This is a genomic window from Amycolatopsis sp. NPDC059021, from assembly GCF_042739895.1.
Classification (GTDB): Bacteria; Actinomycetota; Actinomycetes; order Mycobacteriales; family Pseudonocardiaceae; genus Amycolatopsis.
This window is the reverse complement of sequence record NZ_JBHYIQ010000106.1, coordinates 8,661-26,965: the sequence shown is the minus strand read 5'-3', so window position 1 is coordinate 26,965 and position 18,305 is coordinate 8,661. Positions and strand designations below refer to the sequence as shown.

Genomic DNA, 18,305 nt, shown 5'->3' with positions numbered 1-18,305 from the left:
CCCACCCCCCACGCCCCCCCCCCCCCCCAACCCCCCCCCGTGAACCCCAGCGCGGCCCACCGCGCTCCGCCGCGAATGAGGAACTCCGGCCCCTGGATGTGGAACTCGGGCGCGCGAACGTGGGACTCAGCCGTTGATGAGGGACATGCCCGACTCGGGGTAGCGGCCACCCGCGACGGCGTCGGCCGGAACGGCCTGCTCGATCGCCGCCAAGTCCTCTGTGGACAGTTCCAGCGACGCCGCGGCGACGTTCTCTTCGAGGTACTTGCGCCGCTTCGTGCCCGGAATCGGGACCACGTCGGAGCCGCGGGACTGGACCCAGGCCAGCGCGAGCTGACCCGCCGTCACGCCCTTCTTCTCCGCCAGTGTCCGCAACGCGTCCACGATCGCGAGGTTCCGGTCGAGGTTCTCGCCCGCGAACCGCGGCTGGTTCGACTGCCGGAAGTCACCCTCGGCGAAGTCCTTTTTGGACGTGAAGCGCCCGGTCAGGAAACCCCGTCCCAGCGGCGAATACGGCACGACGCCGATGCCCAGCTCACGACACGTCGGCACGACCTCGGCCTCGATGTCCCGCGACCACAGCGACCATTCGGTCTGCACCGCCGTGATCGGGTGCACCGCGTGCGCCCGGCGGATCGTCGCGGCGCTCGCCTCGGACAGCCCGATGTGCCGGATCTTGCCCTGCTCCACCAGCGAGGCCAGCGCGCCGACGGTCTCCTCGATCGGCGTGTTCGGGTCGACCCGGTGCTGGTAGTACAGGTCGATATGGTCGACCCCGAGACGGCGCAAGGACGCCTCGGCCGCCGACCGCACGTACTCCGCGTCACCACGGACGCCACGCTTCGACGGGTCGTCCGGGTCGCGGACGATGCCGAACTTCGTCGCCAGCACGACGCTGTCCCGCCGGTCGGCGATGGCGCGGCCGACCAGTTCCTCGTTCTTGAACGGCCCATACATGTCGGCCGTGTCGAGCAGGGTGACGCCCAGTTCGAGCGCACGGTGGATGGTGGCGATCGACTCGGCGTCGTCGCCCTGCCCGTAGAACTCGCTCATGCCCATGCAGCCGAGCCCCTGCGCGCTGACCTCCAGCGCGCCGAGCCTGCGGGTCGGCATCGTCGAGTCACTCATGATTCTCCCCTGCTTGTAACGAAAATCGCCTATTCACCTGCCCGCGGCACGCGCGAGCCGCTCCGGGTAGCGCTCCCCGGCGAAGGCGTCCGCGGGAGCCGCCTGTTCGATGGCCGCAATGTCCTCTTCGGACAGCTCGAGCGACGCCGCCGCGACGTTCTCTTCCAGGTACGTACGCCGCTTCGTGCCAGGGATCGGCACGACGTCGTCGCCGCATGACTGCACCCAGGCCAGCGCGAGCTGACCCGCCGTCACGCCCTTCTTCTCCGCCAGCGCCCGCAACGCGTCCACGATCGCCAGGTTCCGGTCGAAGTTCTCGTCCGAGAACCGCGGGAGTCCGCGGCGGACGTCGTCCTCGGGGAGGTCCTTGACCGAGGTCACCGCGCCGGTCAGGAATCCGCGCCCCAGCGGGGAGAACGGCACGAGGCCGATGCCCAGCTCACGGCAGGTGCCGAGGATCTCCTCCTCGATCCCGCGAGTCCACAGTGACCATTCGCTCTGCAGCGCCGTCACCGGGTGGACGGCGTGCGCCGCGCGGATGGTCGCCGCACTCGCCTCGGAAATCCCGGCATACCGGATCTTCCCGGCCTCGGCCAGCTCCTTCAAAGCGCCCCAGGTCTCCTCGATCGGCGTGTCCGGGTCGACGCGGTGCTGGTAGTAGAGGTCGATGTGGTCGACGCCGAGACGGCGCAGCGACTCGTCACAGCTCTGCTTGACGTACGCGGCGTCACCGCGCGCGCCCATCTGGTCACCGTTCCACACGATGCCGAACTTCGTCGCCAGCACGACCTCGTCACGACGGCCGGCGATCGCGCGGCCGACCAGCTCCTCGTTGGCACCGCTTCCGTAGACGTTCGCGGTGTCCAGCAACGTCACGCCCAGTTCGAGCGCGCGGTGGATCGTCGCGATCGACTCCTCGTCGTTGTCACGGACGCCGTAGCCGCTGCTCATGCCCATGCAGCCCAGGCCCTGCGCGCCGACTTCGAGGGCCCCCAGCTTGCGAATCTTCACGCGGATATCTCCTGAATGGTGGTGGTGCCGCTGATTTCGAGCACCCTGCGTTCGAGCTGCTCGTAGTTGTCGATCTTGTAGTCGAGGATGTCGAGACAGGCCTGCAGCTCGGCGATCCGCTCGGCCACCGCCTGCCGCTGCTCGACGAGGATCGCCTTCCGCCGTCCCGCGCTGGCGGTGCCGCGGCTGCGCAGCGAGGCGTACTCGCGCATGCGCTTGATCGACATGCCGGTGAGCCGGAGCTTGGTGAGGAACCCGAGCCAGGCGAGATCGTTGTCCGAATACGCCCTTCTGCCCGCCGTGTCCCGCGCGGGCGGATCGACGAGTTTGATGCGCTCGTAGTACCGGAGGGTGTCGATGGACAACCCGCTACGTCGCGCGGCTTCCGCTATCGAGTAGCTCATGACCTCGACAGTACGACCTGGAGTGCACTCCAGGTCAAATCGCTTCCCTCGCGATTGGTAACACTGTTGCGATACGCTCGGTACATGCCGCGTCCTCGCACCCACGACGAAGCCCTCCGGCTCAAGCTGCTCGACCGAGCCGGCGAACTCATCTCCGCCGACGGCCCGAAGGCGCTTTCGCTCCGCAAGCTCGCCGCCGAAGCGGGGACGTCGACGACCGCGGTGTACTCACTGTTCGGCAGTAAGCCCGACCTCGTCAACGCCCTGTACATGGAGGGCTTCCGGCGCTTCGGGGCGCGGATGGCGGCGGTCACGCGCTCCGGCGATCCGATCGCCGACCTCGTCGCGTTGGGGGCCGCGTACCGCGCGAGCGCGCTGGCCGATCCGCATCTGTACGCGATCATGTTCACCAAATCGGTGCCCGGGTTCGAGCCGTACGAGGAGGCCGAGAAGCTGGCGCGGTCCAGCCTCCAGCCGCTGCAGGAAGTCATCTCGGCGGCGATCGCGGCGGGGATCTTCGTCGACGTCCCGGCCGAGACGATCGCGGTCAGCTGCTGGGGCATCGTGCATGGCTTGGTGTCGCTGGAACTGACCGGCAACCTGCCCGACGAGTTCAGCGTCAGCGGCGCCTACGAAACCGCCCTGCGTGCCAACGCGTCCGGCTGGTTGCGTCCCTGAGCGACGGTCTCTGAAGGCCACCTTGAGGGACTCTAGTGCCCTCAAGGTGGCCTTCAGAGACCTTCGCGAGTCCAGTGTGGACGGTGGGGTCAGACGGCGCCGTATTGGCGGTCGCCGGCGTCGCCGAGGCCGGGGACGATGAAGCCCGAGTCGTTGAGCCGCTCGTCGACGCTCGCGGTGACGATCCGCATCGGCAGGCCGCTCTTCTCCAGGTGCGCGATGCCCTCGGGCGCGGCGAGCGCGCAGATGGCCGTGACGTCGGCGGCGCCGCGATCGGTGAGCAGGCGGATCGTGTACTCCATCGAGCCGCCGGTCGCGAGCATCGGGTCGAGCACCATCACCGGCCGGTCCGCCAGGGACTCCGGCAGCGACTCCAGGTACGGCGTCGGCTGCAGCGTCTCCTCGTCGCGGGCGAGGCCGACGAAGCCCATCTGCGCGTCCGGGATCAGCTTGTGCGCCTCGTCGGCCATGCCGAGACCCGCCCGCAGCACCGGCACCAGCAGCGGCGGGCTGGCCAGCGAGATCCCCTCGGTGCGCGCGACCGGGGTGTGGATGCGCTCGGTGCGCACGGGCGCGTCCCGCATGGCTTCGTAGACGAGCATGACGGTCAGCTCGTGCAGCGCGGCACGGAAAGCGGCGCTGTCCGTGCGCGCGTCGCGCATGGTGGACAGCCTGGCCTTGGCCAGCGGGTGATCGACGACGTGCACATCCATGGCGGTTAATCTAACCCGCGCACCGAGTCGATGTCTCGGGTCGTCTCGTAGTGGTTCACCGCCTCGAAGAAGTGGCCCACGACACCGGCGAGCTTCTCCGACGGCCATTTCGGGACGTTCGGCCCCGCGCCGTCCTCCGGTGCCCCGATCACCACGGTCATCCGCCAGGTGGCGTACGCGCCGTTGATCGTCCACGACTGCTCCATCTTTCTCCTCCTCCGCATGAGCCAACCATTTCCGCTTGCGTTCGGGGCACGCAAACTTCCTTCAGGTGACATACCTTTCTTGCCACCGGGGCATGACGGAAGAGTGTGCCCATGGGAAATCGCAAGGGGATCTCGGTGCGACAGCGGCGGGTGTCGGCACAATTGCGAGTGCTGCGGCTCGAACGCGGCTTAACCTGCAAGGACGTCGCCGACGCGCTGGACTGTTCGGAAAGCAAGATCAGCCGCATGGAAACCGGCGTACGCGGCCTGTACGCCGACGAAGTGTCGGCGATTCTCGGCTTTCTCAAGGTCCCGGCGCAGATCCGGCACGAACTGGTCGCGCTCGTCCGCGACGGCGAAGAGCGCAACTGGCACGAGATCCACGGCAAGCTGCCGCCCAATTGGAAGGAGCTGATGCAGTTCGAAACCGACGCCGTCAGCATCCGCAACTACGAGCCGCTCTTGTTCCCGGGACTCGCCCAGGTCCCGGACTACTCCCGTTCCATCATCCGGGGAGGCAACCCGAAGCTCACCGATGCCGAAATTGCCAGCTTGGTCGCAACACGCATGACACGCCAGGTCATCTTCAGCCGTCGCCCCGCGCCGAACATCCATCTCGTCATGGATGAGACCGTGCTATGGCGTCCAGTCTGTGCAACTGAGATCAGGCGCGCTCAACTCCGCAACCTGCTCAACCTGAGCGAACGCAGGAACGTCACGATTCAGGTTGTCCCCTTCACCGCCGGAGCGAACCCAGGTCTCGAAGGGCCGTTTGTTGCTCTCGACTTCGCAGCGGATCACTCGGTGGTCTACATGGATAGCCGTGGCACCAGCAGCTTTCTCGAGGAGGACGCGCACATCGATCGTGTTAAGGTTTCGTGGCAAGGCATTCTTGCCGTAGCGCTGTCACCTGAGGAGTCGATGCGGCTCGTTGCCCACGTCATCGGCACGCTCACTGGCCCGGAGGAGCAGGAACCGTGATTACCCCAGGCACCTGGCGTAAGAGCAGCTACAGCAGCAGCGACGCCAACTGCATCGAGGTAGGCGCCTGGAACAAGAGCAGCCACAGCAGCAGCCAGGCCAATTGCGCCGAGGTCAGCGCCTGGCACAAAACTTCCTACAGCAGCGGCGACGATGCCAACTGTGTCGAGGTGGCCGCTGCTCCGCTCGTCGTGGCCGTGCGCGACACCAAGGACCGCGACGGCGGCCAGCTCACCCTCCCCGCCCCCGCCTGGTCCGCCTTCCTCACCACCCAGCGCTGAAGAAATGCCGTTAAGGCCACCTTACGGGCGTCTGACGCCCGTAAGGTGGCCTTAACGGCACGTCACGAGGGTTGGCGGGCGAACCAGTCGACCCAGCGGCGTTGCCAGGGCGTCTCGACCGCGTGCTTGTTGTAATGCTCTCGAACCCACGTAATCGCTTCGTCGGCTGAAAGGCCCGAGAGCGTCGTGAGGCACGAGAGGACCGTCCCGGTCCGGCCCGAACCGCCGTAACACGCGACTTCGACGTCTTCACCCGCGAGAGCCCGTGCGTGCAGGCCGAGGATGCTCTGTCGCGCGGCGTTACGGTCGCGCGGCAGCAGAAAATCCGGCCACTGAATCCATTCGCGGTCCCAGGACAACCCGTCGTCGTACTTACGCCGCAGCTTGCCCGACCCCAGGTACAGCCCGAAATCCGGCGACGGGCCGCCCGGCGCCGGACGGCCGAGACCCCGGCCGCGCACCCGGACACCGCCGGGTAGTTCGATCGCTCCCACCAGCATGCGTCCCATCTTGCCCGTGTCGGCCATTAGATGGACGCCGGTGACCCCGGATGGGTCTAGGCTACGCGGGGTGAGCGATCAGCCAGCCGTCCCGCCGGACCAGATGCGCATCTCCGACGCCGACCGCGAGCGCGTCGCGCAGGTGCTGCACACCGCGCTGTCCGAGGGCCGCATCACCGTCAACGAACTCGAAGAACGCCTCAGCACGGTGTACGCCGCGAAAACGGCCGGCGAGCTGAAACCGGTCACCGCGGATCTGCCCGCGACCACCGCGTCCGGCGTCATCGAACCGGCCACCACCCGCGCGCTCGGCCTGCCCGACGAGCGGATCGGCGGACATCCCGGCTCGCAGGCGTCGATCGCGATCATGTCCGGCGCGACGCGCAAGGGCAGCTGGGTCGTTCCGCCGCAGCACAACAGTTTCGCGTTCTGGGGCGGCGTCGACATCGACCTGCGCCGGGCCCGGTTCGCCGAACGCGAATGCACGATCACCGCGGTGGCGATCATGGGCGGCATCGACATCGTCGTCCCCGACGACGTCAATGTCGAGGTCACCGGGGTCGGCTTCATGGGCGCGTTCGAACTCCAGGACAAGGCGGGCACGCCGCCCGCCCCGCCCACCGCGCCGACGGTCCGCATCAACGGACTGGCCTTTTGGGCAGGCGTCACGGTCTATCGCAAGCCCGCGAAGAGGGACGAAAGTCCGCAGCTCGAGGCCTGATTTCTCCTACGGTGGACCGCACACACCCGAGGGGATGCGATGCGCCGTTCACTGAGTTTCGTGCTGTCCGCCATCACCGGCACCGTGCTGTTCAGCGGCGCCGCGCACGCTGGCACCGACTCGCGTCAAGCCGCGATGGACGCCGCCGTGGCGTCCGGGATTCCCGGCATGGTCGCGGTGGCACCGGACTGGCGGGGCTCCAGCGGGGTCCGGGAAATCGGGCGTCCCGGCAAGCCCGATCCGTCCGGCCGGTTCCGCGTCGCGAGCGTGTCGAAGTCGTTCACCGCGACGCTCGTGCTGCAACTCGTCGGCGAGCACCGCGTCTCGCTCGACGACGTCATCCAGGACCGGCTGCCCGGCCTGCTGCCCTACGCCGAGCCGATCACGGTCCGGCAGTTGCTCCAGCACACCAGCGGCGTCCCGCGTGATCTCCTTCCCGAGGACAGCTGGGGTTCGCTGCCGGAGATCGACACCGAACGATTCGTCCACTTCGACCCGGACGAGCAGGTCCGACTGAGCACGAAACAGCCGCTGCAGTTCAAGCCGGGCACGGCGTGGTCGTACTCGAACACCGGGTACAACGTGCTCGGCCTGCTGGTCGAGAAGGTCACTCACCAGCCGCTGGCGCGCGTGCTCGCCGAGCGGATCACCGGGCCGTTGCGCCTGCGCGACACGTTCCACCCCGGCGATTTCCCGTTCTTACCGCACGCCGCCGCGCACGGCTACGAGCAGTTGTACCCGGCGCCGCGCGAACGCACCGACGTCACGACGTACAACTACTCGCGCTATTTCAGCGCGGGTCAGATCATTTCCAGCGCCGAGGATTTGAACCGTTTCTTCCGGGCCCTGTTCGACGGGAAACTGCTGCCGCCCGCGCAACTCGCGGAAATGAAGAAGACGGTGCGCGCGATCGACGTCAGGTTCGGCGACATGGGTTTCGACTACGGGCTCGGGCTGATGAAATTCGACCTGTCGAAGGTGTGCGGGACGCCGATGATCGTGTGGGGCCACCGCGGGGATCTGCCGGGGTTCAACACGCTGAGCTTCGCGGCGGATTCGGGCGCGAAACAGATCAGCACGCTCGCGACGCTCGACGCGGCGAACAAGGATCAGGCGGCCAAACGCGAGCTGCCGTTCGTCAACGAGTTCTGCGCTGTCCCGGTGGCTTCGGCTCCGCTGGTCCCGATGTCGCTGTAGCTCGCCCGATGGGGCGTCCGGTTCCGCCCCGGCGCCGGTGTCCGGGGGCGGGCCGCGGCGTGGTGGCGTCAGCAGACTCGGACGGTATGCGGATCATTTCGAGAATCGTCACCACCGGCGTGCTGGCCCTCGGTCTCGCGGCACTGCCCGCCGCCGCCTTCGCGGAGGGCGGCCCGCCGACCAAGGACGTCGGCCCATCGCCCTGGCCCGCGCTGGCCGACACTCCCCAGCCGATCCCGGCGCTGCGCGGGAACGAAGGCGAGCCGCCCGACACGTTCGCGCCTGCCAAGCTGCCAGGCCGCCCGAAGGCCGGGGAGGTCACGCTGCCCGCGGGCGACCCTGTCCCCATCCCGCCGTTCGCACCTCAGCCCTTCCCCGCCTGAACCACGTCGGTCCGTGAAGGCCTCCTTCACAGCGTTGAGCGCTGTGAAGGAGGCCTTCACGGACCTTTCGGCCTCTGTCGGACCCGCCGCTTACACTCACGGGTATGACAGCTACGACCAGCTCGTCAGCGGTGGCGGCCACCCCGGCACCGCTGGCGGACGCGACTCGCGACGAGGCGAGCCTGCGCCGGTTCCTGCACGGGCTACCCGGCGTCGACCAGGTCGGTGTCGAACAGCGCGCGGCGGGCCTGGCCACCCGCAGCATCAAGAAGGACGCCAAGCGCTGGGCGATCGACACCGCCATCTCCATGGTCGACCTGACCACGCTCGAGGGCGCCGACACGCGCGGCAAGGTCCGCGCGCTCGCCGCCAAGGCGCTGCGGCCCGACCCCGAGCGGCCGGACACGCCGCGCGTCGGTGCCGTGTGCGTGTACCCGGACATGGTCGCGACGGCCGTCGAAGCGCTGAAAGGCAGCGGCGTGCACGTCGCGAGCGTCGCCACCGGGTTCCCCGCCGGGCGTACGAGCCGCGAGATCAAGCTGGCCGACACGAAGATCGCCGTCGACGCGGGCGCGCACGAGGTCGACATGGTGATCGACCGCGGCGCGTTCCTCGAAGGCCGCTACCTGGACGTCTTCGAGGAGATCCAGGCGGTGAAACAAGCCTGCGGCGAGGCACACCTCAAGGTCATCCTGGAGACCGGCGAGCTGGCGACGTACGACAACGTGCGCCGCGCCTCCTGGCTCGCGCTGCTGGCGGGCGGCGACTTCATCAAGACCTCCACCGGCAAGGTCTCCCCCGCCGCGACGCTGCCCGTCACACACGTGATGCTGCAGGCGGTGCGCGACTGGTTCACCCACACCGGCGAACTTCGCGGCGTCAAGCCCGCGGGCGGGATCCGGACCACCAAGGACGCGATCAAGTACCTGGTCGCGGTGCACGAGGTCGCCGGCGAGCAGTGGCTGACCCCGGACCTGTTCCGCTTCGGCGCGTCGAGCCTGCTCAACGACCTGCTGCTGCAACGCCGCACCCAGACCGACGGCCACTACAGCGGCCCCGACTACGTGACGGTGGACTGATGCCCGTTTTCGATTACGCGCCCGCGCCGGAATCGCGCGCCATCGCGAATCTCAAGGACCACTACCGGCCTTTCATCAACGGCGAATTCGTCGACGGCTCGGGTGAGCCGCTGAAGTCGATCAACCCCGCCACCGAAGAGGTCCTCGCGGAGGTCGGCACCGCGTCCGTGTCCGATGTGGACACCGCGGTCAAGGCCGCCCGCAAGGCGTACAACGCTGTCTGGTCGAAGATGCCGGGCACCGAGCGGGCGAAGTACCTGTTCCGGATCGCCCGCCTGATCCAGGAACGCTCGCGTGAGCTGGCCGTGCTGGAAACCCTGGACAACGGCAAGCCGATCAAGGAGTCCCGCGACTCCGACGTGCCGACGGCCGCCGCGCACTTCTTCTACCACGCGGGCTGGGCCGACAAACTCGACTACGCGGGTTACGGACCTTCGCCACGACCACTCGGCGTCGCGGGTCAGATCATCCCGTGGAACTTCCCGCTGCTCATGCTGGCGTGGAAGATCGCGCCCGCGCTGGCCACCGGCAACACGGTGGTGCTGAAGCCCGCCGAGACCACGCCGCTGACGGCACTGGTGTTCGCGGAGATCTGCCAGCAGGCCGAACTGCCGCCGGGTGTAGTCAACATCTTGCCCGGCGCCGGTGACATCGGCGCGTCCATTGTGGAGCATTCCGATGTGGACAAGATCGCGTTCACCGGCTCGACCGACGTCGGGAAGCTGATCCAGCGCCAGGTCGCGGGCACGCCGAAGAAGCTGACGCTCGAGCTGGGCGGCAAGGCGGCGAACGTCGTGTTCGAGGACGCGCCGCTGGATCAGGCGGTCGAGGGCATCGTCAACGGGATCTTCTTCAACCAGGGCCACGTCTGCTGCGCGGGTTCCCGGCTGCTCGCCCAGGAATCCATTGTGGACGAACTGCTGAACAAGCTGCGCCACCGCGTTTCGACGCTGCGGCTCGGCGACCCGCTGGACAAGAACACCGACATCGGCGCGATCAACTCCGCCGAGCAACTGGCGAAGATCAAGGGGCTGGTCGAGTCGGGCGACGCCGAAGGCGCGCAGCGCTGGACGAGCCCCTGTCCGGTGCCGGATCGCGGATTCTTCTTCGCCCCCACGGTGTTCTCCGACGTGCACCAGTCGATGCGGATCGCCCGCGAGGAGATCTTCGGGCCGGTCCTTTCGGTGCTGACGTTCCGCACCCCGGACGAGGCGGTGGCGAAGGCGAACAACACGCCGTACGGGCTGTCGGCCGGGATCTGGACGGAAAAGGGCTCCCGGATCCTGTGGATGGCGAACCAGCTGCGCGCGGGCGTCGTCTGGGCCAACACCTTCAACCGCTTCGACCCCGCCGCACCGTTCGGCGGCTATCAGGAATCCGGATTCGGCCGCGAAGGCGGGCGCACCGGGCTGGAGGCGTACCTCGATGTCTGAGACCCGGCTGTCCGTCGCCAAGACGTACAAGCTCTACATCGGCGGGAAGTTCCCGCGCTCGGAATCGGGGCGGGTGTACCCGGTCACCGATCCGAAGGGGAAGTTCCTCGCGAACGCCGCGCACGCCTCGCGCAAGGACGTGCGGGACGCGGTGGTCGCGGCGCGCAAGGCGTTCGGCGGCTGGTCGTCGGCGACGGCCTACAACCGCGGCCAGGTGCTCTACCGCGTCGCCGAGATGCTGGAGGGCCGTCGCGAGCAGTTCATCAGCGAGGTCGGCGCGTCCGAGGGCGTCACCGCGAAGAAGGCACAGTCCCTTGTGGACGCTTCGATCGACCGGTGGGTCTGGTACGCGGGCTGGACGGACAAGATCGCGACCGTGCTGGGCGCGGCGAACCCCGTCGCGGGGCCGTACTTCTCGTTCACCGTCCCGGAACCGACCGGTGTCGTCGGCGTGCTCGCGCCGCAGCGGTCGTCGTTGCTGGGCCTGGTCAGTGTCCTGGCGCCGGTACTGGCGACCGGCTCGACCGCGGTCGTCGTCTCCAGCGCCGACCGCCCGCTGCCCGCGATCACCCTGTCGGAAGTCCTTGCCACGTCGGACCTTCCCGGCGGCGTCGCGAACATCCTCACCGGCCGCGCCGCCGAACTGGGCCCCTGGCTCGCCTCCCACGGCGACGTCAACGCCCTCGACCCCACCGGCGCCGCGCCCGCCGACCGGGCCGACCTCGCCCGCGAAGCCGCCGGCACGGTGAAGCGCGTCCTGACCGTGCCGGAGGCCGAACCGGACTGGACCACCGCGCCCGACCTGTCCCGGCTGCGCCGCTATCTGGAAGCGAAAACCGTCTGGCACCCCACCGGCGTGTGATCTCGACGCTGTGAAGGCCTCCTTACCGGCGTTGAGCGCCAGCAAGGAGTCCTTCACAGCACGCGGCGCCACTCTGCTCTGTTAGTGTGAAGACGCGCAGCGTTACAGGGGAGGAACGCCATGCAGCCGTCGCACGTCCACGTACGGGTACCACCCGACATCGCGGCCAAGACGGCGAAAACGTTTTCGATCCTCGGCGGCCCCAGCATGATCCTGGGACTCGCTCTCGCGGCAGCCGTACCCGCCCTCGGATACGCGTTCCCGACCACGACGCAGCCCATGAGGGCGATCACCGCCGCACTCGGTGCGGTCAACGGTATGTGCCTGCTGGGCAGCGGGGCCGCCTTGCTGCTCGGCGCACAGTCCATTTCGGACGGCTACTTCGACGTCGCGCGGTCAGGACCGGCACTCCGTTTCTTGCACTGGACGCACGTGGGCGCTCTCTTCAGCGTCATCCTGATGACCACGTTCTCCACCATGTCGCTGAACACGGCCGTACCCGCCTATCCGAAAGACGCGGCGGTCGGCTTCCTTCCGGCAACCGCGCTTTATCTGGTGCCCCCTTTCGCCGGAGGCATCCTGGCCGCGATCAACGGCGTCGCCGGGCGACGGCTGCTCAACCCGGCTCGCTGGAACAAGTACCACCGCTGAACCAGTGACGCGACGGCACTACGTCACTGTTGCTGGCGCAGCATGTCCAGGTCGTCGGCGGTGAGGGCCCGGCCGGGCAGCGGGGTTCCCGGGCGTGCCCGCAGGCCGTCGAGCATGATGCCGACGCAGCGCTCCGCCGCCATCCGGGCCACGTCCTCCGACTTCGCGCGGATCTGGCGCATCAGCACCGCGCACATCATCGCGATGTCCCCCGCGGCGACGTCGGCGCGGAGGACACCCTCGTTCTGAGCACCGCGTACCAGATCGGACAAAAGGTCCATCAGCTCGGCCCGGTGCTTCCTGATCTGCGGGTCCGTCTTCAGGATGACGAGCGCCCGCGGTGACAGCATCGCCAGCTGAATGCTCAGCTGCAGTTCGACCGAATGGTGCAGCAGCCACTCCAGCGCCTGCCACGCCGTCGACTTCTCCGCGGCGGCGGCCCGCGCGTCGATGAGGACGCGTTCGAAGTTCTCCACCGCGACGGCCCTGATCAGCGCGTCCCGGTCGGGGAAGCGCCGGTAGAGCGTGCCGACCCCGACCCCGGCGGCGCGGGCGATCTCCTCCATCGGGGCCTCGGGTCCCTCATCGGCGAAGATGACGCGCGCGGCGGCGATGATCTGGTCGCGGTTACGGCGCGCGTCGGCCCGCAGGGTGATCTCGGGGTCAGCGGTCATGCGCTCGCCTCTCAACTCGCTCCGGCCGCCCGATTCTCGCATGGGTAACTCGCGACGGACTCGATGCACAAATGGTCACCCTTTCGCGAGTGGACGAAGACCTTCCGCTTGAGTACCTTGGGGAGCATAACCGGAATGTAACCCTCCACATACATTTCGTCCGGATTGGGGATCCGCGCATGACCGAAATGACCAGTTCCGCAGCGCCCGCGACGTCCTTCCCGTTGCCACGGACCTGCCCGTTCAGCCCACCACCGGAGTACCGCCGCATGCGGGACGAGGGGCGGGTGGCCAGGGTCGACCTGCCGTCCGGGCAGCGCGCGTGGGTCCTGACCCGGCTCGAAGACGTCCGCGCCATGCTCACCGACCCTCGGTTCAGCTCCGACCGCTTCAACCCCGGGTTCCCGCTGACGGTCGAGCGAATCCAGCAGACGGAGGAAGAGGCCAGGAAAAGCCCGTTCAAGGTGTCGCTGATCAACATGGACGCGCCCGAGCACGGCCGCGCCCGCCGCGAGGTCGTCGGCGAGTTCACCGTGAAGCGCATGCGGGCGTTGCAGCCGCGGATCCAGCAGATCGTCGACGAGCACATCGACGCGATACTGGCCGGGCCGAAGCCGGCGGACCTCGTCCAGGCGCTTTCGCTGCCGGTGCCGTCGCTCGTGATCTGCGAACTGCTCGGTGTGCCCTACGAAGACCACGAGTTCTTCCAGCAGCGCAGCAGCAGGCTGCTGAACCGCGCGACCGACGCCCACGAGCGTCAGCAGGCGGCCGACGAACTGCGGAAGTTCCTGGACGAACTGGTCACGGCGAAGGAGGCCGCGCCCGGTGACGACCTGCTCGGCCGCCAGATCCTCAAACAGCGCGAAACCGGCGAGGTCGACCACCTCGGCCTGGTGGGCATGGCGTTCCTGCTGCTCGTCGCCGGGCACGAAACCACCGCGAACATGATCTCGCTCGGCACGCTGACGCTGCTGGAGAACCCGGACCAGCTCGCCACGATCAAGGCCGACCCCGGCAAAACCCTCGACGCCGTCGAGGAACTGTTGCGGTACTTCACGATCGCCGAGTTCGCGACCTCGCGGGTCACCACCGAAGACGTCGAGATCGCCGGGGTGGTGATCCCGAAGGGCGAGGGCGTCATCGGGCTGAGCAATTCGGCCAACCGGGACGAAAGCGCGTTCGAGAATCCGGACACTCTCGACATCGAACGCGGCGCGCGGCACCACGTCGCCTTCGGATTCGGCGCACACCAGTGCCTCGGGCAGAACCTCGCCAGGATGGAACTCCAGATCGTCTTCGACACCCTTTTCCGGCGGATTCCCACGCTGAAACTCGCCACGAGCGTCGACGACCTGCCGTTCAAGAACGACTCGCAGATCTACGGCCTCTACGAACTTCCCTTGACCTGGTGAGGAGCCGATCATGACCGAAACGCTCGACAGCACGGCCGCTCCGAGCTTCCCCATGGCACGGGAATGTCCGTTCGCGCCGCCCGCCGAATACCGCCAGATCCGCGAAGAGGAGCGGATCTCGAAAGTCACCCTGGCGACCGGTGTCGAGGCGTGGGTGGTGACCCGGCATCAGGACGTCCGCGCGGTGCTGACCGACCACCGGCACTTCAGCTCCGACCGGCTGCACCCGGACTTCCCGACCCAGGTCCCGAACGCCGCCCGGACGACCGACACGCGATCGATGATCGCGATGGACGCGCCCGAGCACGGGCCCGCCCGCCGCGCCGTGCTCGGCGAGTTCACCGTCCGCCGTATGGAAGCACTGCGGCCCCGCATCCAGGAGATCGTCGACCAGCGCATCGACGCGCTCCTTTCCGCACCGAAGCCCGCGGACCTGGTGGAGATGCTTTCGCTGCCGGTGCCGTCGCTGGTGATCTGCGAACTGCTCGGTGTCCCCTACGAAGACCACGACCACTTCCAGGGCCACACCTCGAAGTTTCTCAAGCGGGAAGCCTCGGTGGAGGAACGCCAGGCCGCGTTCGGCGCGGTCCGGAAGTACCTCGACGAGCTGATCACCCGCAAGGAGGCGGAGCCGACCGAAGACCTCCTCGGCCGCCAGATCGTCAAACGTCGCGAGGAGGGCACCTACGACCACGCCGAGATGGTCGAGCTCGGAATCCTCCTGCTGGTCGCGGGCCACGAAACGACGGCGAACATGATCTCGCTCGGCACCGTGGCATTGCTGGAGCACCCGGAGCAGCTCGCCGCGATCAAAGCCGACCCCGGCAAAACCCTCGACGCCGTCGAGGAACTCCTGCGGTACTCCTCGATCGTCGACGGGATCCCGCGGTTGTGCGTCGAGGACACCGAGATCGGCGGCGTCACGATCCGGGCGGGCGAGGGCGTGCTCGCGCTCGCCTACTCGGCGAACCGCGCGCCGGACCCGTTCGAGAACCCGGACACCCTCGACATCGAACGCGGCGGGCGCCACCACGTCGCGTTCGGGTTCGGGCCGCACCAGTGCCTCGGGCAGAACCTCGCCAGGATGGAACTCCAGATCGTCTTCGACACCCTTTTCGCGCGTGTTCCGACACTGAAACTCGCCGCCGGACTCGACGATCTGCCGTTCAAGGACGACGCCCTGATCTACGGCCTGTACCGGCTTCCCGTGACCTGGTGAGGAGCACCGTCATGACCGAAACCCTGCAGTACACGCACGAGTTCCCGATGGCCAGGACCTGCCCGTTCGCGCCGCCGCCGGAGTATCAGGAGATCCGCGAGGCCGAGCCGATCTCGAAGATCGGCCTCCCGGAGGGCAAATGGGCCTGGGTGGTCAGCAGGCACGAGGACGTCCGGAGGGTGCTCAACGACCGCCGGTTCAGCTCCAACCGCCAGGACCCCCGGTTCCCGCTGCTCGTCCCCGGCGCCCGTGTCCGTGACGAGGACGCCGAGAAGCCGATCATCTCGATGGACGCGCCCGAGCACGGGCCCGCCCGCCGTGCCGTGCTCGGCGAGTTCACCGTCCGCCGCATGGAGGCGCTGCGGCCCCGGATCCAGGAAATCGTCGACGAACACATCGACAAGATGCTGGCCGGCCCACTGCACCACGGAAAGAGGTCGGCCGACCTCGTCCAGGCACTGTCCCTGCCCGTGCCGTCGCTGGTGATCTGCGAACTGCTCGGCGTCCCCTACTCCGACCACGACTTCTTCCAGCAGCGCACCGCGAAGATGCTCAAGCGGGACACTCCGCAGCCGGAACGCCGGGAAGCGTTCAAGGCCGTCGAGCAGTACATGGACGACCTGATCGCGCAGAAGGAAGCGGACCCGACCGACGACCTGCTCGGCCGCCAGATCGTCAAGCTCCGCGAGGAGGGGACCTACCGGCGTCCGGCGCTGGTCGCGATGGGTTTCCTGCTGCTGCTCGCCGGGCACGAGACGACGGCGAACATGATCTCGCTCGGCACGGTCGCGTTCCTGGACAACCCGGAGCAGCTCGCCGCGATCAAGGCCGACCCCGGCAAAACCCTCGACGCCGTCGAGGAACTGCTGCGGTACTTCACGATCACCGACACCGTCACGGCTCGCCTGTGCCTCGAAGACACCGAGATCGGCGGCGTCACCATCCGGGCGGGCGAGGGCGTGCTCGCACTCGGCTACTCGGCGAACCGCGACCCCGATGCCTTCGCGAATCCGGACTCGTTCGACATCGAGCGCGGCGCGCGGCACCACGTCGCGTTCGGCTTCGGACCGCACCAGTGCCTCGGGCAGAACCTCGCCAGGATGGAGCTCCAGATCGTCTTCGACACCCTCTTCCGCAGGATTCCCACGTTGCAGCACACTGGGAAAGTCGGCGATCTGCCCTTCAAGGACGACGCGTCGATCTATGGTTTGTACGAACTCCCGGTGACATGGTGAGGTAGGGGGCCCACATGACCGAGACGATCCATGCCGGGGAACGCCGTACCGTTCCACCGGAGTTCCCGATCGCGCGTGGCTGTCCGTTCGCGCCGCCGGAGGAGTACCGGCGGATCCGCGAGGAACAGCCGATCACCAAGGTCCGGCTGCCCGACGGCCGCGAGGCCTGGGCGCTGTCCCGGCTGGCGGACGTGCGCGCGCTGCTCACCGACCACCGGTTCAGCGCCAACCGCCGGGATCCCCGGTTCCCGACCCTGACCGCCGGTGGCGCCGTCCGGCTGCCGGACGACGAGCGCAGCATGCTGACGCTCGACGCACCGGAGCACGGGCCTGCCCGCCGTGCCGTGCTCGGCGAGTTCACCCTCCGGCGCATGGAAGCCCTGCGCCCGCGGATCCAGGAAATCGTCGACGAACACATCGACAAGATGCTGGCCGGACCGAAGCCCGCGGACCTCGTCCAGGCACTTTCGCTGCCCGTGCCGTCGCTGGTGATCTGCGAACTGCTCGGCGTCCCCTACGAAGACCACGAGTACTTCCAGCGGCATTCGGCGAAGACGCTCAACCAGACGATCGGTGCCGAGGAGCGGCAGGCCTCGGTCGACGCCATCATCGCCTACCTCGACGAGCTGATCACCGCGAAGGAGGCGTCACCCGGCGACGACCTCTTCGGCCGCCAGATCGTCAAGCGGCGAGAGGAGGGCACCTACCGCCGCGGCGCCATGGTCGCGCTGGCCTTCCTCCTGCTCATCGCGGGCCACGAGACCACCGCGAACATGATTTCCCTCGGCGCGCTCATGCTGATGGAGAACCCGGACCAGCTGGCCGCCATCCGGTCGGATCCGGGAAAGACCCTCGACGCCGTCGAGGAGATGTTGCGGTACTTCACGATCGTCGACACCTTCGTCGCGCGGTTCTGCGTCGAAGACGCCGAGATCGGCGGAGTCACCATCCGTGCCGGCGAGGGGGTCCTCGCCATGGGGCACATCGCCAACCGGGACCCCGAACACTTCGCGGACCCGGAGACGTTCGACATCGAGCGCGGCGCGCGCCACCACGTCGCGTTCGGTTTCGGGTTCCACCAGTGCCTCGGGCAGAACCTGGCTCGACTGGAACTCCAGATCGTCTTCGACACGTTGTTCCATCGTATTCCCGAACTGAAACCGGCCGCCGGAGTGGACGACCTGCCGTTCAAGGACGACGCGTCCATCTACGGTCTGCACCGGCTGCCGGTCACCTGGTAGGAGGCAAGACGAAATGAAGATCATCGCGGACACCGGGAAGTGCGTCGGCGCGGGTCAGTGCGTACTGACCGAGCCCGCCCTGTTCGACCAGAGCGAAGAGGACGGCACGGTCATCGTGCTCGACGACAAACCCGAGGGCGAACTCGTCGAGAAGGCCCGCGAGGCCGTGCACGTCTGCCCGAGCCAGGCACTGTCGCTCCAGGAGTGAGCTGCTGAAGGGGACTTTCCTCGCGTAAGACGCGCTGAAGGGGGGTTTTGTCGGCGGAGGGGGCGGGTGAAAGTGCGGTCAGACGCTA

At 68.0% G+C, this 18,305-nt stretch carries 22 protein-coding genes; 15 read left to right on the top strand and 7 right to left on the bottom strand.

Annotated features, from left to right (window positions below; translation table 11 throughout):
- Positions 1–126: 126 nt before the first annotated feature.
- Genes ACFWX1_RS40080 through ACFWX1_RS40070 form a run of 3 tightly spaced genes read right to left on the bottom strand, consistent with a single transcriptional unit; the run spans position 127 to position 2,543 of the window.
- The gene (locus ACFWX1_RS40080) at positions 127–1,128 is read right to left on the bottom strand and encodes an aldo/keto reductase (protein ID WP_378395087.1); all 1,002 of its coding nucleotides are present in this window, start codon (positions 1,126–1,128) and stop codon (positions 127–129) included.
- Between the two features lie 33 nt (positions 1,129–1,161).
- Entirely contained in the window at positions 1,162–2,085 is a 924-nt protein-coding gene (locus ACFWX1_RS40075) for an aldo/keto reductase (RefSeq protein WP_378395097.1), read from the bottom strand.
- A gap of 50 nt (positions 2,086–2,135) precedes the next feature.
- The gene (locus ACFWX1_RS40070; RefSeq protein WP_378395086.1) at positions 2,136–2,543 is read right to left on the bottom strand and encodes a MerR family transcriptional regulator; all 408 of its coding nucleotides are present in this window, start codon (positions 2,541–2,543) and stop codon (positions 2,136–2,138) included.
- 84 nt (positions 2,544–2,627) lie between these two features.
- Here ACFWX1_RS40070 and ACFWX1_RS40065 point away from each other — a divergent pair, with 84 nt between their 5' ends.
- The gene (locus ACFWX1_RS40065; protein WP_378395085.1) at positions 2,628–3,221 is read left to right on the top strand and encodes a TetR/AcrR family transcriptional regulator; all 594 of its coding nucleotides are present in this window, start codon (positions 2,628–2,630) and stop codon (positions 3,219–3,221) included.
- An 89-nt stretch (positions 3,222–3,310) separates the two neighbouring features.
- Here ACFWX1_RS40065 and upp read toward each other — a convergent pair whose 3' ends face one another.
- Both upp and ACFWX1_RS40055 read right to left on the bottom strand, forming a co-directional pair.
- On the bottom strand, positions 3,311–3,934 hold the full coding sequence (gene upp, locus ACFWX1_RS40060; RefSeq protein ID WP_378395084.1) for a uracil phosphoribosyltransferase: 624 nt from the start codon (positions 3,932–3,934) through the stop codon (positions 3,311–3,313).
- A gap of 5 nt (positions 3,935–3,939) precedes the next feature.
- A complete protein-coding gene (locus tag ACFWX1_RS40055; protein WP_378341580.1) occupies positions 3,940–4,140 on the bottom strand; it encodes a hypothetical protein in 201 nt (66 codons plus the stop codon).
- A gap of 111 nt (positions 4,141–4,251) precedes the next feature.
- Here ACFWX1_RS40055 and ACFWX1_RS40050 point away from each other — a divergent pair, with 111 nt between their 5' ends.
- The gene (locus tag ACFWX1_RS40050; RefSeq protein WP_378395083.1) at positions 4,252–5,121 is read left to right on the top strand and encodes a helix-turn-helix domain-containing protein; all 870 of its coding nucleotides are present in this window, start codon (positions 4,252–4,254) and stop codon (positions 5,119–5,121) included.
- A complete protein-coding gene (locus tag ACFWX1_RS40045; protein WP_378395082.1) occupies positions 5,118–5,402 on the top strand; it encodes a DUF397 domain-containing protein in 285 nt (94 codons plus the stop codon). The genes ACFWX1_RS40050 and ACFWX1_RS40045 overlap by 4 nt, the downstream gene beginning before the upstream one ends.
- 62 nt (positions 5,403–5,464) lie before the next feature.
- Here ACFWX1_RS40045 and ACFWX1_RS40040 read toward each other — a convergent pair whose 3' ends face one another.
- Complete coding sequence (locus tag ACFWX1_RS40040) at positions 5,465–5,911, bottom strand: protein tyrosine phosphatase (protein ID WP_378395096.1); 447 nt, start codon at positions 5,909–5,911, stop codon at positions 5,465–5,467.
- A 94-nt stretch (positions 5,912–6,005) separates the two neighbouring features.
- Between ACFWX1_RS40040 and ACFWX1_RS40035 the strand changes: the two genes are divergently transcribed.
- The 7 genes from ACFWX1_RS40035 to ACFWX1_RS40005 all read left to right on the top strand — a co-directional run bounded on the left by ACFWX1_RS40035 (position 6,006) and on the right by ACFWX1_RS40005 (position 12,228).
- Positions 6,006–6,623, top strand: a complete 618-nt coding sequence (locus tag ACFWX1_RS40035; protein WP_378395095.1) for a DUF1707 domain-containing protein — start codon at positions 6,006–6,008, stop codon at positions 6,621–6,623.
- A gap of 39 nt (positions 6,624–6,662) precedes the next feature.
- Positions 6,663–7,820: a serine hydrolase domain-containing protein gene (locus ACFWX1_RS40030; protein ID WP_378395081.1), complete on the top strand. Its 1,158-nt coding sequence runs from the start codon at positions 6,663–6,665 to the stop codon at positions 7,818–7,820.
- An 86-nt stretch (positions 7,821–7,906) separates the two neighbouring features.
- Positions 7,907–8,203, top strand: a complete 297-nt coding sequence (locus ACFWX1_RS40025; RefSeq protein ID WP_378395080.1) for a hypothetical protein — start codon at positions 7,907–7,909, stop codon at positions 8,201–8,203.
- A 104-nt stretch (positions 8,204–8,307) separates the two neighbouring features.
- Complete coding sequence (deoC, locus tag ACFWX1_RS40020; RefSeq protein ID WP_378395079.1) at positions 8,308–9,282, top strand: deoxyribose-phosphate aldolase; 975 nt, start codon at positions 8,308–8,310, stop codon at positions 9,280–9,282.
- Complete coding sequence (locus ACFWX1_RS40015) at positions 9,282–10,715, top strand: aldehyde dehydrogenase family protein (protein WP_378395078.1); 1,434 nt, start codon at positions 9,282–9,284, stop codon at positions 10,713–10,715. The genes deoC and ACFWX1_RS40015 overlap by 1 nt, the downstream gene beginning before the upstream one ends.
- Positions 10,708–11,577, top strand: a complete 870-nt coding sequence (locus tag ACFWX1_RS40010) for an aldehyde dehydrogenase family protein (protein WP_378395077.1) — start codon at positions 10,708–10,710, stop codon at positions 11,575–11,577. Before ACFWX1_RS40015 ends, ACFWX1_RS40010 begins: the two co-directional genes overlap by 8 nt.
- Positions 11,578–11,697: 120 nt before the next feature.
- The gene (locus ACFWX1_RS40005; protein WP_378395076.1) at positions 11,698–12,228 is read left to right on the top strand and encodes a hypothetical protein; all 531 of its coding nucleotides are present in this window, start codon (positions 11,698–11,700) and stop codon (positions 12,226–12,228) included.
- A gap of 23 nt (positions 12,229–12,251) precedes the next feature.
- On the opposite strand, the gene ACFWX1_RS40000 is transcribed toward ACFWX1_RS40005, so the two are convergent.
- Complete coding sequence (locus tag ACFWX1_RS40000; protein ID WP_378395075.1) at positions 12,252–12,902, bottom strand: TetR/AcrR family transcriptional regulator; 651 nt, start codon at positions 12,900–12,902, stop codon at positions 12,252–12,254.
- Between the two features lie 188 nt (positions 12,903–13,090).
- Between ACFWX1_RS40000 and ACFWX1_RS39995 the strand changes: the two genes are divergently transcribed.
- Genes ACFWX1_RS39995 through ACFWX1_RS39975 form a run of 5 tightly spaced genes read left to right on the top strand, consistent with a single transcriptional unit; the run spans position 13,091 to position 18,217 of the window.
- On the top strand, positions 13,091–14,314 hold the full coding sequence (locus tag ACFWX1_RS39995; RefSeq protein WP_378395093.1) for a cytochrome P450: 1,224 nt from the start codon (positions 13,091–13,093) through the stop codon (positions 14,312–14,314).
- A 10-nt stretch (positions 14,315–14,324) separates the two neighbouring features.
- Positions 14,325–15,533, top strand: coding sequence for a cytochrome P450 (locus tag ACFWX1_RS39990; RefSeq protein ID WP_378395074.1), 1,209 nt, complete (start codon positions 14,325–14,327; stop codon positions 15,531–15,533).
- Positions 15,534–15,544: 11 nt separating this feature from the next.
- Entirely contained in the window at positions 15,545–16,768 is a 1,224-nt protein-coding gene (locus ACFWX1_RS39985; RefSeq protein WP_378395073.1) for a cytochrome P450, read from the top strand.
- A gap of 14 nt (positions 16,769–16,782) precedes the next feature.
- A complete protein-coding gene (locus tag ACFWX1_RS39980; RefSeq protein WP_378395072.1) occupies positions 16,783–18,009 on the top strand; it encodes a cytochrome P450 in 1,227 nt (408 codons plus the stop codon).
- Positions 18,010–18,022: 13 nt separating this feature from the next.
- Positions 18,023–18,217, top strand: coding sequence for a ferredoxin (locus tag ACFWX1_RS39975; protein ID WP_378329494.1), 195 nt, complete (start codon positions 18,023–18,025; stop codon positions 18,215–18,217).
- Positions 18,218–18,305 lie beyond the last annotated feature (88 nt).